This is a genomic window from Sphingomonas sp. DMC8 (genome assembly GCF_056314185.1).
The window spans coordinates 121,128-134,407 of the sequence record NZ_JBQUYV010000008.1 but is presented as its reverse complement, the minus strand read 5'-3'; the positions used below and the strand labels follow the sequence as shown (position 1 = coordinate 134,407).

At 65.4% G+C, this 13,280-nt stretch carries 15 protein-coding genes and 1 tRNA gene; 9 read left to right on the top strand and 7 right to left on the bottom strand.

Annotated elements, in window-relative coordinates; genetic code table 11:
• Nucleotides 1-5 precede the first annotated feature (5 nt).
• Nucleotides 6-950 (top strand): acetyl-CoA carboxylase carboxyltransferase subunit alpha, encoded by a 945-nt coding sequence (locus ACT53K_RS16655; RefSeq protein WP_476229837.1) that lies wholly within the window; start codon nucleotides 6-8, stop codon nucleotides 948-950.
• A gap of 80 nt (nucleotides 951-1,030) precedes the next feature.
• Here the strand turns inward: ACT53K_RS16655 and ACT53K_RS16650 are convergent, their stop codons facing one another.
• The 3 genes from ACT53K_RS16650 to ACT53K_RS16640 form a co-directional block, all read right to left on the bottom strand.
• Nucleotides 1,031-1,198 carry a Flp family type IVb pilin gene (locus tag ACT53K_RS16650; protein ID WP_476229836.1) on the bottom strand — a complete coding sequence of 56 codons (168 nt, stop codon included), beginning with the start codon at nucleotides 1,196-1,198 and terminating at the stop codon, nucleotides 1,031-1,033.
• A 168-nt stretch (nucleotides 1,199-1,366) separates the two neighbouring features.
• Nucleotides 1,367-1,534 carry a Flp family type IVb pilin gene (locus ACT53K_RS16645; RefSeq protein WP_187726820.1) on the bottom strand — a complete coding sequence of 56 codons (168 nt, stop codon included), beginning with the start codon at nucleotides 1,532-1,534 and terminating at the stop codon, nucleotides 1,367-1,369.
• 126 nt (nucleotides 1,535-1,660) lie between these two features.
• Nucleotides 1,661-1,843, bottom strand: a complete 183-nt coding sequence (locus tag ACT53K_RS16640) for a Flp family type IVb pilin (RefSeq protein ID WP_476229835.1) — start codon at nucleotides 1,841-1,843, stop codon at nucleotides 1,661-1,663.
• 54 nt (nucleotides 1,844-1,897) lie between these two features.
• Here ACT53K_RS16640 and ACT53K_RS16635 point away from each other — a divergent pair, with 54 nt between their 5' ends.
• Nucleotides 1,898-2,320: a (deoxy)nucleoside triphosphate pyrophosphohydrolase gene (locus ACT53K_RS16635; RefSeq protein WP_476229834.1), complete on the top strand. Its 423-nt coding sequence runs from the start codon at nucleotides 1,898-1,900 to the stop codon at nucleotides 2,318-2,320.
• On the opposite strand, the gene ACT53K_RS16630 is transcribed toward ACT53K_RS16635, so the two are convergent.
• On the bottom strand, nucleotides 2,304-3,131 hold the full coding sequence (locus tag ACT53K_RS16630; protein ID WP_476229833.1) for a methyltransferase domain-containing protein: 828 nt from the start codon (nucleotides 3,129-3,131) through the stop codon (nucleotides 2,304-2,306). The two genes, ACT53K_RS16635 and ACT53K_RS16630, sit on opposite strands and share 17 nt — an antisense overlap.
• 44 nt (nucleotides 3,132-3,175) lie before the next feature.
• Between ACT53K_RS16630 and ACT53K_RS16625 the strand changes: the two genes are divergently transcribed.
• The 6 genes from ACT53K_RS16625 (at nucleotide 3,176) to ACT53K_RS16600 (ending at nucleotide 6,389) form a co-directional block, all read left to right on the top strand.
• Nucleotides 3,176-3,907 (top strand): double zinc ribbon domain-containing protein, encoded by a 732-nt coding sequence (locus ACT53K_RS16625; RefSeq protein WP_476229832.1) that lies wholly within the window; start codon nucleotides 3,176-3,178, stop codon nucleotides 3,905-3,907.
• A 34-nt stretch (nucleotides 3,908-3,941) separates the two neighbouring features.
• Nucleotides 3,942-4,199: a glutaredoxin 3 gene (gene grxC, locus ACT53K_RS16620; RefSeq protein WP_476229831.1), complete on the top strand. Its 258-nt coding sequence runs from the start codon at nucleotides 3,942-3,944 to the stop codon at nucleotides 4,197-4,199.
• Entirely contained in the window at nucleotides 4,196-5,020 is an 825-nt protein-coding gene (locus tag ACT53K_RS16615) for a carbon-nitrogen hydrolase family protein (protein WP_476229830.1), read from the top strand. The genes grxC and ACT53K_RS16615 overlap by 4 nt, the downstream gene beginning before the upstream one ends.
• A complete protein-coding gene (locus ACT53K_RS16610; protein WP_476229829.1) occupies nucleotides 5,017-5,454 on the top strand; it encodes a DUF1178 family protein in 438 nt (145 codons plus the stop codon). The genes ACT53K_RS16615 and ACT53K_RS16610 overlap by 4 nt, the downstream gene beginning before the upstream one ends.
• Before the next feature lie 37 nt (nucleotides 5,455-5,491).
• Nucleotides 5,492-5,568 (top strand) — tRNA-Arg (locus tag ACT53K_RS16605).
• A gap of 80 nt (nucleotides 5,569-5,648) precedes the next feature.
• The gene (locus ACT53K_RS16600; protein ID WP_476229828.1) at nucleotides 5,649-6,389 is read left to right on the top strand and encodes a FadR/GntR family transcriptional regulator; all 741 of its coding nucleotides are present in this window, start codon (nucleotides 5,649-5,651) and stop codon (nucleotides 6,387-6,389) included.
• Between the two features lie 9 nt (nucleotides 6,390-6,398).
• Here the strand turns inward: ACT53K_RS16600 and ACT53K_RS16595 are convergent, their stop codons facing one another.
• The 3 genes from ACT53K_RS16595 to ACT53K_RS16585 form a co-directional block, all read right to left on the bottom strand.
• Nucleotides 6,399-8,777, bottom strand: coding sequence for a S9 family peptidase (locus ACT53K_RS16595; RefSeq protein WP_476229827.1), 2,379 nt, complete (start codon nucleotides 8,775-8,777; stop codon nucleotides 6,399-6,401).
• Nucleotides 8,778-8,901: 124 nt separating this feature from the next.
• Complete coding sequence (locus ACT53K_RS16590) at nucleotides 8,902-10,701, bottom strand: IlvD/Edd family dehydratase (RefSeq protein ID WP_476229826.1); 1,800 nt, start codon at nucleotides 10,699-10,701, stop codon at nucleotides 8,902-8,904.
• A 32-nt stretch (nucleotides 10,702-10,733) separates the two neighbouring features.
• Nucleotides 10,734-11,882, bottom strand: a complete 1,149-nt coding sequence (locus tag ACT53K_RS16585) for an aldose epimerase family protein (protein WP_476229825.1) — start codon at nucleotides 11,880-11,882, stop codon at nucleotides 10,734-10,736.
• Nucleotides 11,883-12,006: 124 nt separating this feature from the next.
• Between ACT53K_RS16585 and ACT53K_RS16580 the strand changes: the two genes are divergently transcribed.
• The gene (locus ACT53K_RS16580; RefSeq protein WP_476229824.1) at nucleotides 12,007-13,275 is read left to right on the top strand and encodes a sugar MFS transporter; all 1,269 of its coding nucleotides are present in this window, start codon (nucleotides 12,007-12,009) and stop codon (nucleotides 13,273-13,275) included.
• Nucleotides 13,276-13,280: the final 5 nt, after the last annotated feature.

Sequence of the window (13,280 nt, the reverse complement as noted above, 5' to 3'; positions counted from 1 at the left end):
TGCCCATGACGACATTCCTCGACTTCGAGAAGCCCATCGCCGAACTGCAGGGCAAGATCGACGAACTGCGCAGCACCGCTGCCGGCGGCGTGGACATCGCTGCCGAAATCGCCCCGCTGCAGGCGAAATCGGACAAGCTGCTGCTGGATACCTATGCGCGCCTGACGCCGTGGCAGAAGACGCAGGTCGCGCGCCATCCGGAACGGCCGCACTTCAAGCATTATGTCGCCGGTCTGATCGAAGACTTCATGCCGCTGGCCGGCGACCGCGCCTTTGCCGACGACAATGCGATCATCGGCGGGCTGGGCCGCTTCCGCGGACGTCGCGTGATGGTGATCGGCCACGAAAAGGGCGACGACACCGCCAGCCGGCTGAAGCACAATTTTGGCATGGGCAAGCCGGAAGGCTATCGCAAGGCGATTCGCCTGATGAAGCTGGCCGACCGGTTCGGCATTCCGGTCCTCACGCTGGTCGATACGGCGGGTGCGTTTCCCGGCGTGCAGGCCGAAGAGCGCGGCCAGGCAGAGGCGATCGCGCGTTCCACCGAAACCTGTCTGGGGCTGGGCGTGCCGCTGGTTGCCTCGATCCTCGGCGAGGGCGGCTCGGGCGGCGCGGTGGCGCTGGCTGCGGGCAATCAGGTGCTGATGCTCGAGCATGCGGTCTATTCGGTGATTTCGCCCGAAGGTTGCGCTTCGATTCTGTGGCGAACGGCCGACAAGGCTGCCGATGCCGCCGAAGCGATGAAGGTGACGGCGCAGCACCTGAAGGAGCTCGGCGTGATCGACCGGATCGTGCAGGAGCCGCTGGGCGGGGCGCATCGGGCGCCGACTCAGGCGGTGCAGGCGCTGGGCGATGCGATCGAGCAGGCGCTCCGTGGCCTGGACGGCATGTCGGCGGAGGGGCTGCGCCAGGCGCGGCGCGCCAAGTTCCTGGCGATGGGGCGAGTCTGAACCCCGAAAGATCGGATGACGGCCCCAGGGGCGGCGCGGTCCCCTCGCTCCGCCCCTGGGTTGTCCTTTGGTCTCGGAATTTAGCTGGCCTTCATGTTCGACGTGACGTTGCCGAACGTGGTGGCGAGCTGATTGCCCAGCCCTTGCATGGCGGCAATCGCGGCGATCGCGATCAGCGCTGCGATTAGCCCATACTCGATGGCGGTGGCTCCCTTGGCATCGGCCAGGATGTTCCTCAGAAAACGCATAACCAGACTCCGGATCGGTTCAGTCCCCCGCAGGAGTGGATTCTATGCGTCGGAGGATGTTTATTCCGTTAACGAAACATTATGAATTCCGTTGAGACGTATTGAAATAAAAAGGGCGGCGGCACCCGGTGCCACCGCCCTTTCCATTTCATCCATCAAAAAAGAGGCTTACGAAGCCTTCATGTTCGAAGTGACGTTGCCGAAGGTCTTGTTGAGCTGGTTGCCCAGGCCCTGCATCGCGGCGATCGCGGCAACGGCGATCAGAGCGGCAATCAGGCCGTATTCGATCGCAGTCGCACCCTTGGAATTCTTCAGGAAGTTGCGAATCTTCTTCATACCGGTCTCCATCGTCCCAAATTACTTCATTCCACCGGTCGCACGGTTTCCCTCGCGACGAATTCAGCTTTAAAGCCCGAGAGTTAAGAACGACCTAAATGGCAAGCTTAGCGAAAGGTTACCGGATCAGCCGACCGCCTGGACCTTCGCCGACACGTTCGACCACATGTTTGACGTGACGCTGCCCAGCTGTACGAGCGCGGCCATGATGGCGAGTACGATCAGGGCAAGTATGAAGCCATATTCGACGGCCGATGCCCCCCGGCGATCCTGCAGAAATGCGGAAATCTGGCGGGCAATCTGTCGCATGGGCGTCCAATCGGGTTATCTTCCTACGGTCTCTTTGCATCGATAGATTGAGAAGTGCTTATCGAACGCGAAATCCTGCTGGTTGCAGCTGCGGCAATCATGAATTGTGACGGGCGCGTGCTGGTGCAGCAGCGACCGGCCGGCAAACCCATGCCGGGTCTTTGGGAATTCCCCGGCGGCAAGATCGAGCCCGGCGAGACGCCCGAACAGGCGCTGGCGCGCGAACTTGCCGAGGAACTGGCGATCATCGTCGATCCGCAGGTGCTGGTGCCACTGACCTTCGCCAGTGAATCGCTGGGCGAGCGGCATCTGGTGCTGCTGCTCTATGGTCTGGCCGATTGGCGCGGTGTTCCCGAGCCGCTGCATGCGAGCGCGCTGGCCTGGGTCACGGCGGCCGAGCTGCGCACGCTGCCCATGCCCCCGGCGGACCTGCCCTTCATCCCGGTACTGGAGCGCGCGCTCAGCCCTTTGGCTTGAGCGCGTCCGCCAGCGAAGCCGTCGCGCTGCCGCGCCGCGCCGGCTTGGGCTGCGACGGGTCCGGCGCCCAACCGGTCAGGTAGACGATGTCAAACCGCTCGGTCGTACGGCCATCGGGATCGGCGCGTTCGGCAAAGGCAGCGGCTGCGTTCAAAAGTGTATCACGGCGCAGCGGCGGCGTGCCCGGCAGCAAATTGGTCGCCGCCATGCCGCGCAGGTCGCGAATCAGCCCCGGCAGCCCGGCATAGCGCACCGTCAGCGTCTCGGTGTCCGCCACGGGCAGTGCAAAGCCGGCACGCGAGAGCAGGTCGCCGGCAGCACGCACGTCGATCTGCGGATGGAACCGCGCGACCGGCCGGTCGCCCTGCGCCGCCATGAAGCAGGCGCGTAGCGTTGAAAGCGTACCAGCACCAAAAAACGCGCCCAGGAACAGCCCGTCGGGCTTCAGCGCCCGCCGCGCCAGCGCCAGCGCGCCCGGCACGTCGTTGACGGTATCGAGTACGCCCGCGCAGATCACCAGATCGAAGCTGCCCTCGGGAAAGGGATGCATGTCCTCATCGCCCTGAATGCCACCGCCCATCGCCGCAAACCGGGCGCCGGCATCAATCCGGGTAATCTCGGCGCCGGGCCAGACAAAGGCGCCGTCATGGCTGCCGAGATCGAGAACCTGCCGAAACTCCCGCTTCACGCCTTCCAGCCGCTCGTACAGTGCGTCGAGCATATGGTCGCGCAGGAAACTCTCATATTGGCGTGCGGCGCGGTCACGGCGCTTGCGGCGCAGGGCGCGGTCGAAAATCTCGGAGTCGGACACGGGCGCGCTTGTGCAGCGTGGCGGCTGCGGCGACAAGGGTGCCCGTGCAGGGTGCGGCGGCTCTTTCGCGATTGTTCGATCTGGTGCTGCCGCCGCGGTGCCCCGGTTGCGGCGCGATCGTCGAGGCCGATCACCGCTTTTGCGCCGGCTGCTGGGGAAGCCTGAACTTTCTGGGGCCGCCCTGGTGCGCGGCTTGCCATCTGCCCTTCACCTTCGATCGCGGAGAGGGCGCACGTTGCGGCGCATGTCTGGCGAGCCTGCCTCCGCATGACGGGGTGCGTGCCGCCGTGGCCTATGGGGATGTCGCGCGGCGCGTGGCGCTGAAGCTCAAATATGGCGGCCGGCTGGCTGTAGCGGAGACAATGGCGCGCGGGATGGCGCGGCTGATGCCCGAGGGCGCGGATCTGCTGGTGCCGGTGCCGCTGCACCGCTGGCGCATCTGGTCGCGCGGCTTCAACCAGGCGGCGCTGGTCGCGCAGGGGCTTTCCCGGCGGAGCGGGGTTGCGGCCGAAATCGATCTGCTGCGCCGGGTCAAGGCCACGCCGCCGCTCCGTGGGCTGGGGGCAAGGGCGCGCGCCAAGGCAGTGGCGGGTGTATTCGCGCTGGCGCCGGAGGCCGCGGCGCGGCTCAAGGGGCGAACGGTCGTTCTGGTCGACGACATCTATACCAGCGGTGCCACGGGCGATGCTTGTGCCCGGTTGCTCAAGCGCGGCGGCGCGGCACGGGTGGTTCTGCTGTGCTGGGCGCGCGTGCTTTCCGAAGATGCCGCGGATTGACAAGCCGCAGTGCCGGGCACACCTCTGGTCGACTATGGCAAAGGTCGAAATCTACACCAAGGCGTTCTGCCCCTATTGCACGCGCGCCAAGAACCTCCTCTCCGCCAAGGGCGCGGCGTTCGAGGAATATGACATCACCATGGGCGGCCCCAAGCGTGCCGAGATGCTGGAGCGCGCGCCCGGCCGGACGACGGTTCCGCAGATTTTCATCGACGGGAAGCATATCGGCGGCTCCGATGATCTTGCCGCGCTCGATCGCGAGGGCGGACTGGACCCGTTGCTCGCGGCATGACGCGCGCCGCGCTGTTGCAGATGACCAGCGGGATTGATCTCGCCGGCAACGCCACCACGCTGGTCGAAGGCGTGGCGGAGGCCCGTGCGGGTGGGGCGGCGATGCTGTTCACGCCCGAAATGTCTGGCCTGCTGGACGGCAATCGCGAGCGCGCCTCGGTGCATTACGCCGCCGAGGGCGAAGACCGCGTGCTTGCCGCCGTACGCGAGGCGGCGGCGAAGCACGGAATCTGGGTGCATCTGGGCAGCCTGGCGGTGCTGCGCGCGGACGGCAAGCTCGCCAACCGCGCCTTCGTGATCGACGACAGCGGCGAAATCCGCGCGCGCTACGACAAGATGCATCTGTTCGATGTCGACCTGCCGACCGGCGAGAGCTGGCGCGAATCGAACAGCTATACGGCGGGCGCCGGACCGGTGGTGGTCGACACGCCGCTGGGGCGGCTGGGCCTTGCCATCTGTTATGACCTGCGCTTTCCGGACCTGTTCGCCGCGCTGAGCAACGCCGGCGCAACGCTGCTGGCGGTGCCGGCGGCTTTCACGCGCCCCACTGGCGCGGCGCACTGGCACGTGATGCTGCGCGCCCGCGCGATCGAGGCGGCGGCGTTCGTGATCGCTGCGGCACAGACCGGGATCCACGAAGATGGCCGGGCCACCTACGGGCATAGCCTTGCGATCGACCCGTGGGGCGACGTGCTGCTCGACATGGGCGAGCCGGCGGGGCTGGGCTTTGCCGAGATCGACCCGGCGCGGATCGACGATGTGCGGACCCGCGTGCCGGTACTGCGGCACCGCCGGCTTATACCGGATGTCGCTGCATCATGATCGTGTTCGATCTCAAATGCGCCACCGGCCATGTCTTCGAGGCGTGGTTCAAGTCGAGTGCAGCCTATGAGGATCAGCGCGCCGGCGGGCTGATCGCCTGCCCGATGTGCGGCGACACCGGCGTCGCCAAGGCGGTGATGGCCCCTGCGGTGGCGCCCAAGGGCAATCAGTTGGCGGAAAAGGCGCCGGTTCCGCCCGAAGCGATAAAGGCCGCGCTGGCCGCTGTTGCGGAAATCCAGGCGAAGATGCTGGAAAAATCGACCTGGGTGGGTGCCTCCTTCGCCAGCAAAGCACGCGCGATGCATCTGGGTGACGAGCCCGAAGCGCCGATCCACGGCAAGGCGACGGTCGAAGAGGCCAAGGCGCTGGTTGAGGAGGGCGTGCCGGTGGCGCCGCTGATCGTGCCGGTGGTGCCGCCCGAGGCTTGCAATTGATTTGCGCCGCGCTGGGCTTTACCAGCGACGGCGGCGTGGCCCGGTAGCTCAGCAGGATAGAGCAAGCGATTCCTAATCGAGAGGTCGGAGGTTCGAATCCTCTCCGGGTCACCACCTTCGCCTTGCCATCGCCGCGCTGCACGATAGCTTGTCGCACCGGCAAGGGCGCCGGCGGGCGCAACGGAAGGGTTTAAATGCAACAACGGCCACTGCAGTCGGCGCCGCGCTCGATGCTTCGTGGGCGCCAGAATCGACGTTTGCATGGCTCGGTCGCGCAACAGCTTGCGGTCGGCATTCTGCGCGGCGAGTTTCCCGAAGGCCATGTTTTTCCGGGCGAAATCGAATTCAGTGAGCAACTGGGCATTTCGCGCTCGGCGCTGCGCGAGGCGTTTCGCATCCTTTCCGCGAAGGGGCTGGTCGAAAGCCGGCCGAAGGCGGGAACGCGGGTGTCGGCGCGCCATTACTGGAGCCTGCTCGATCCCGATCTGCTCGCCTGGCAGTTTGAATCCGAGCCGTCGCGCAAGTTTCTGAGCGACTTGTTCGAATTGCGCATGGTGGTGGAGCCGGCCGCTGCCGCCATGGCCGCGGCGCGACGCACCCCCGCACAGGTTGCGGCGATGGAAGCTGCGCTGGACGAGATGGCGGCGCACGGTCTGGCGACCGAAACGGGGCGCACGGCCGACCAGCGCTTTCACACCATCCTGCTCGAAGCCACGGGCAATGAGGCCGTGCTGGCACTGGCCAGCTCGATTATGTCTGCCATCGCCTGGACGACGATCTTCAAGCAGCGCAACACGCCCGATCCGCGCGACCCGATGCCCGAGCATCGCGCGCTTCACGCTGCCATCGCCGCAGGCAATGCCAAGCGCGCGGAAGCGGCGATGGCCGAGCTGGTTCGGCTGGCGCTGGCCGATACCGAAATCGCCCTGCGCTGATCTGCGGCTTCAGTCCCCGGACTTTGGCACGTCGACGACGGCGCTGCGCGGCGGCGCCTCATCGAGCAGGTTGCGAACGAAATAGTCGCGGAACTTGCGCCAGAAAAAGGGCTGGAACACCCGGTGGGTGGTGTTGGGCAGGATCACCAGATCGACATCGCGATGCGCCTGGATCAGCGCATTGGCGAGGCGGTAGCTTTCGGTGACCGGCACATTGTCGTCGATATCACCATGGACCAGCAGCAGCTTGCCCTGCAGGTTCGCGGCGACCGACATATTGGCGTTGCGCTCCCACACCGACGGATCGGGCGTGCTCATCGACGTTTCCGGCCACCACGCCTTGTCGAGCCGCAGGTCGTGATTGCCCGAAGATGCCACCGCGACCTTGAAGAATTCGGGGCGGCGCAGGATGAAGCGGGCGGCATCATAGCCGCCGGCGGAGCCGCCATAGACGCCGACACGATCGGTATCGAGCTGCGGATAGCGTGCGGCCATCTGGCGGATCATGGCGATATGATCGTCGAGCCCCACCTCGCCCAGATTCTGGAAGGCCGGCATGCGGAACGCCTGGCCGCGACGCGAGGTGCCACGCCCGTCGATCATCACCACGATCGCGCCGATCTGGGCGACACTCGACGGGGTGTTGAAGACCGTGCCGCTCCAGCTGACCGGAACATCGGTGGTGGTGGGGCCGGTATAGACGGCGTCGATCACCGGATAGCGGCGTTTCGGATCGAAATGCGCCGGACGGTAGATCATGCCGTAGAGCGGTGTCTTGCCATCGGCGGCCACGCCCTGGAACGGCTCGGGCGGCGTATAGCCGGTTGCGAGCAGCGCCGACGCATCGGCACGGCCGAGTTCGCGAACGATATGGCCGTCGCGCGTGTCGCGCACCACGGTGCGCGGCAGGGTGGTGGGGCTCGACATCACATCGATCGCCCATTTGCCGTCGTGGGATGTCGTAATGTCGTGGTCGAGCGGTTCGGGGGTGAGCAGCACCGGCTGGGTGCCGTCCAGCCCGATCCGATAGAGCTGGCGCCAATAGGGATTGCGATCGTGTTCGCGACCGACGCCCGTGACCAGGATCGCGCGGCCGGGCGCATCGACATGCTCGATGCTGATGACTTCCCACGCGCCGCGAGTGAGGGGAATGCCGCCATCGGGGTCGTTCGGGCGGACCAGATAGAGCTGCGCCCAGCCGGTGCGTTCCGACACGTCCAGTTCGCCACCGAGTTCGGGAGCGGGATAGAGGCCGCTGGAGGTGGTGGTCACGACCGGCTTTCCCGTTTCGCGCGCGACGACATGCACCGCGCCGGTATCGGGATCAGCCTGATAGACGGCCAGTTGCCCATAGCCGCGCTGGACCCATAGTGCGCGGGGCTTGCCGGCCACCCAGTCCTGATCGGGATCATAGGGGTAGAGCAGTGCTTCGGCCGGGATCTGCAGCGGTACCAGCTTCGCCTTGCCCTTGCGCACCGCCTGTTCGACATCGATCGCATAGCGGGTCGCCAGCGGCAGCTTCTCGGCGCCGGCCAGCGGATAAATATAGTGGAAGCTGCGGGGGTAAAAGCTGCCGGGCGGGTTCTGCTGGGTGATGCTCAGCGGCTTCACGTCGCGTGTGTCGAGCCGCCAGGTCAGGATGTGGCGGCTGTCCGGCGACCAGCGGATCGACACCGGCATCTTCGGGTCTTCGGTCCCCTGCGCCAGAATGTCGGCGAGCTGGGGTATGCCGCGCCCATATGGCTGCTCGCGCGTGCCGTCGGTCGTCAGTGCGACTTCCCGGCCGGTCTTCACTTCGACGGCGAACAGGTTGAAATCGCGCGCGACGATGCGAAAGCGCCCGTCGGGCGACAGCGCTTCGGGTTCGGGCTGCGGCTTGGGCGTCTCGCTGAGCGTGCCGTCCGCCGTATAGCGCCAGCGCTTGTCGAGCGCGCCGAAGGCGAACGCGCCGGTGGCGGGATCGAACTCGGGCGAGTCGAACGCGAGTTGCGCGCGTTCGATCGGCTTGCCGGTTGCCCGCGACAGCAGTGCGAGCAGCGTTGCTTCGGTAGTGATGTCGCGCGCGTCGCCGGCGGCGGGATCGAACCAGCTCAGCGTTCGGGCACCGGCCTTGCCATGGCGGTAGAAGATGGCGGTGTGCTCGCCCAGGAACTGCGCGCGCAGATTATGGTCGACGATCAGCCGGTCGAGGCCGTCGGACTGGTAGAGATCGGCGCGCTGATAGCGTGCCTCGATCGGCGGTAGCGGGGCGGGGGCGGTGGTTGGTGACGGTGTCGTCTGGGCGATGGCGAGCCCGGGCGTGCCCAGCACCATCGCTGCACCGAGCAGGCCGCGACGGAATTTCGTGGCGCGATCACGCCCCGGCAGGCACGTTTTCGGACACGGCATTTGTGCTTCTCCCCACCCCGCGCGGGTAAAGCAGTGCCCTCGCGGTCGGTCAAGGATATTATACCGTATAAACTTGGGGCGAGGTCGGTTGCCCGTACCTCGCTCCCGATGTTGCGCTACCGACTTAGTGGTTGTCGCGCGGCAGGCCCTTGGTCTGGGCGATGCGCTGGAACTGCTCGGCGCCCTCCAGGATCGCGCCGGTGTTCATCTGGCCGACGACGCTGCGCTGGATTGCCTGCCACGGCGTCTGCGATTCGGGGTAGGGATAGCCGCCCGCCTCGGCCAGTGCGGCGCGGCGTTCGGCCAGTTCTTCATCCGAGATCAGAACGTCCGCCGTGCCGCGTCCCAGGTCGATCCGCACCCGGTCGCCGGTGCGCAGCAGCGCCAGGCCACCCCCCGCCGCCGCTTCGGGCGAGGCGTTGAGGATCGACGGGCTGCCCGATGTCCCCGACTGGCGACCGTCGCCGATGCAGGGCAGGGCATGGACGCCCTCGCGGATCAGATAGGCGGGCGGGCGCATGTTCACGACTTCCGCTGCACCCGGATAGCCGATCGGTCCCGCGCCGCGCATGAACAACAGTGTCTCCGGCGTGATGCCCAGCGCAGGATCGTCGATACGTTGATGATAGTCTTCCGGCCCATCAAACACGACAGCAGACCCTTCGAACGCCTCCGGATCGTTGGGGTTCGACAGGTAGCGCGCGCGGAATTCCTCCGATATCACGCTGGTCTTCATGATTGCCGCGTCGAACAGATTGCCGCACAGCACGACGAAGCCGGCATCTTCCTTCAGCGGTTGGTCATAGCGGCGAATGACCTTCTCGTCTTCGATCACGGCGTCGCGATTGTTGTCGCCAAAGGTGCGGCCGTTCACCGTCAGCGCGTCCTCGCGGATGAGGCCCTGGCGGATCAGCTCGGCCGCCACCGCCGGAACGCCGCCCGCGCGGTAGAAATCCTCGCCGAGATATTCACCGGCCGGCTGCAGATTCACCAGCAGCGGGATTTTGTGGCCATAGGTCTGCCAGTCGTCGAGCGACAGTTCCACGCCCATGTGACGGGCGATGGCAGCCAAGTGGATCGGCGCGTTGGTGGAGCCGCCGATCGCCGAGTTGACGACAATGGCGTTGAGGAACGCATCGCGCGTCATGATGTCGCTCGGCTTCACGTCCTCACGCACCAGGTCGACGATGCGCAGGCCGGTTCGATAGGCGACTTCCTGCCGGTCACGATAGGGCGCGGGAATCGCCGCAGAACCCGGCAGCGACATGCCCAGCGCTTCGGTCAGCGAGTTCATCGTCGTCGCGGTGCCCATGGTGTTGCAATAGCCGGTGGACGGAGCCGAAGAGGCGACGAGCTTGATGAAGCCATCGTCGTCGATCTCGCCGGCCGCGAGCATCTGGCGCGCCTTCCACACGATCGTACCCGACCCGGTGCGCTCGCCGCGGTGCCAGCCGTTGAGCATCGGGCCGACGGACAGAGCGATGGCGGGGATGTTCACCGTCGCCGCTGCCATAAGGCAGGCGGGGGTGGTCTTGTCACAGCCGATCGTCAGCACCACGCCGTCGAGCGGATAGCCGTAGATCAGCTCGACCAGTGCGAGATAGGAGAGGTTGCGGTCAAGCGCCGCGGTCGGACGCTTGCCGGTTTCCTGAATCGGGTGGACGGGAAATTCGATGGCGATGCCGTCAGCCTCGCGAATACCTTCGCGCACGCGCTCCGCTAGCACCATGTGATGGCGGTTGCAGGGGCTCAGATCAGACCCGGTCTGGGCAATACCGATAATCGGCTTGCCCGAACGCAGCTCCTCCAGGCTCAGCCCGAAATTCAGATAACGCTCCAGATAGAGCGCGGTCATGTCGATATTGTCGGGATTGTCGAACCAGGCACGCGAACGGAGCTTGGGGGGCTGGGCGGAATCAGTCATGGCGGTAGGCGTGCCTCAGTATTCGGGGGTGTTCAGCCGGTCGTCGACAGACGGAACACCATGCGGTGGTGGTAGGGATGTGCGGGATCGACTCGGGCCGAGCCAAACGCGGGCTGGTTGGGCGTGTCCGGGAACTTCTGCGGTTCGAGTGCGATGCCATCGCCCATGCGATACAGGTGTCCGCCCTTGCCGATCAGCGTGCCGTCTAGAAAATTGCCGGTGTATACCTGCAGGCCTGGTTCGGTGCTGAGCACTTCGAGTACGCGGCCCGAGGCGGGATCCTCCAGCCGAACCGCCAACTTGGGCTCAGCGGTCAAGCCGGCGTCGAGCACAAAATTATGGTCATAGCCGCGGCCGAACACGATCTGCGGATCGCGGCCGTCGCGGATGCCGTCCTCGATGACGCGGGGCTTGGTGAAATCGAATGCCGTGCCAGCAACCGCCTTCAGTTCGCCGGTCGGGATCAGCGCGGCGTTGACTGGCGTGTAGCGGCTGGCGGGGATCGTCATCCGATGTTGCAGAATGCCGCCGGCGGCGCCTTCGCCAGCCAGGTTGAAGATCGCATGGTTGGTCAGGTTGACGACCGTGGGCGCGTCGCTCTTCGCATCATAATCGATCGTCAGATTGCCCTTTTCGTCGAGCGAATAGGTCGCCCGAACTTCCAGCGTGCCAGGATAGCCCTGGTCGCCTGCGGGGCTGGTGAGCGCGAAAGTGACGCTAGCCACCGGCCCCTGCTTCACCGACACGATCCGCCAGTTGAGCTTGTCATAGCCCTTGGCGCCGCCATGCAGCGAGTTCGTCTTATCGTTGAGCGGGAGCTGATAAGTCTTGCCATCCAGCGTGAAGCGGCCGCCGGCGATCCGGTTGGCATAGCGGCCGACGCTTGCGCCCCAGAAATTGGGATGATCAGCATAGCTCTGGGCATCATCATAGCCGAGTTCGATATCGGCGAGGTGGCCGTGGCGATCGGGTGCCTGCAGCGATTGCAGCGTGGCGCCGAAGGTAATGATCCGGGCGCTGACACCGTTGCCTGCGCGCAGCGTTACTGCTTCGACCTGGGTGCCGTCGGTCAGGGTGCCGAAGGGCTTGCGCTCCGCATCAACCGCACGGGCCGGCATAGCGGCGCACAGAGCAGTGAGCGCCAGGCTGGCGGCGGCGCAGTACGCGCGATGGATATTCATTTCCCCTCCAATCGTTGACCATTGGCCTGTTCGTATATAGTCGGACAAGATGCAAGCATAGCCCCAGGGGCGCTTTTTTGGGAGAGGGAGCATGGCGGTCGGTCCGGTAAACAAGGCTGGAGTAATGGGGGCCGCTCCGCCGCGTCCGGGGGCATCTTATGCGCCCGCGCTGACGCTGCTGGCGAGCCTTTTCTTCATGTGGGGCTTCATCACGGTCATCAACAACACGCTGCTGCCGCATCTGCGCAGCGTGTTCGATCTTAGCTACACGCAGACTACACTCATCGAATCGGTTTGGTTCATTGCCTATTTCGTGGCTTCCATCCCTTCGGCGAAGCTGATCGAGCGGATCGGCTATCAGAAATCGCTGGTGATCGGGCTGCTCATCATGGCGGCCGGGGCGCTGGGCATGATGCTGGCGGCGAGCATTCCTTCTTATGGCGTCACGCTGGTGATGCTGTTCGTCATCGCCAGTGGCATCACGCTGCTGCAGGTGGCGGCCAACCCCTATGTCGCGGTGGTCGGCAGGCCCGAGACGGCATCGTCGCGACTCAACCTGGTGCAGGCGATGAACTCGGCGGGCACGATGCTCGCGCCGGCCTTTGGCGCCTATCTGATTCTCGGCCGCTCCAAGGGCGGCACCGTCCATGCCGGTACGGTGCTGACCCCGGCCGAGCGGCTGGCCGATGCGCATTCGGTGATTCTGCCCTATGGCCTGGTTGCCGTGGTGCTGATCGTGCTGGCAATCGTCATCGCGCGCTTCCCGCTGCCGGCGATGGGTTCGGCCACGTCGCGTGTCAGCAAGGAGGCCCGGAAGCAGCATTCGCTGTGGCGTCACCGCAACCTGGTGTTCGGCGTGCCTGCGATCTTCATCTATCTAATCGCGGAAATCGGCGTCGCGAATCTGTTCGTCAATTTCGTCAGCCAGCCCGACATCGCCAACCTGACGCATGAGCAGGCCGGCAATTATCTCACCTTCCTGTGGGGCGGCATGATGGTCGGTCGCTTCCTGGGTTCTGCGATCATGCAGAAGGTACGGGCGGAGACCGTATTGGCGGCGTTCTCGATCGGCGCATTCGTCGTCATGCTCATTACCACTTTTGCGCATGGTCCGACGGCGATGTGGTCGCTGATCCTGGTCGGTCTGTTCCACTCGATCATGTTCCCGACGATCTTCACGCTCGGCATTCGCGGGCTGGGCCCGTTGACCGAGGAAGGCTCGGGGCTGCTGATCATGGCGATCGCGGGTGGCGCGCTCGTGATTGTTCAGGGCAAGATCGCCGATAGCTATGGCCTGCAGATCTCGTTCCTGCTGACCGCGATCTGTGAACTCTACATTCTGTTCTATGCGTTGTGGGGCGCGCGCCCGACGAACGCCTTTCCGGAGGAATAATCGTA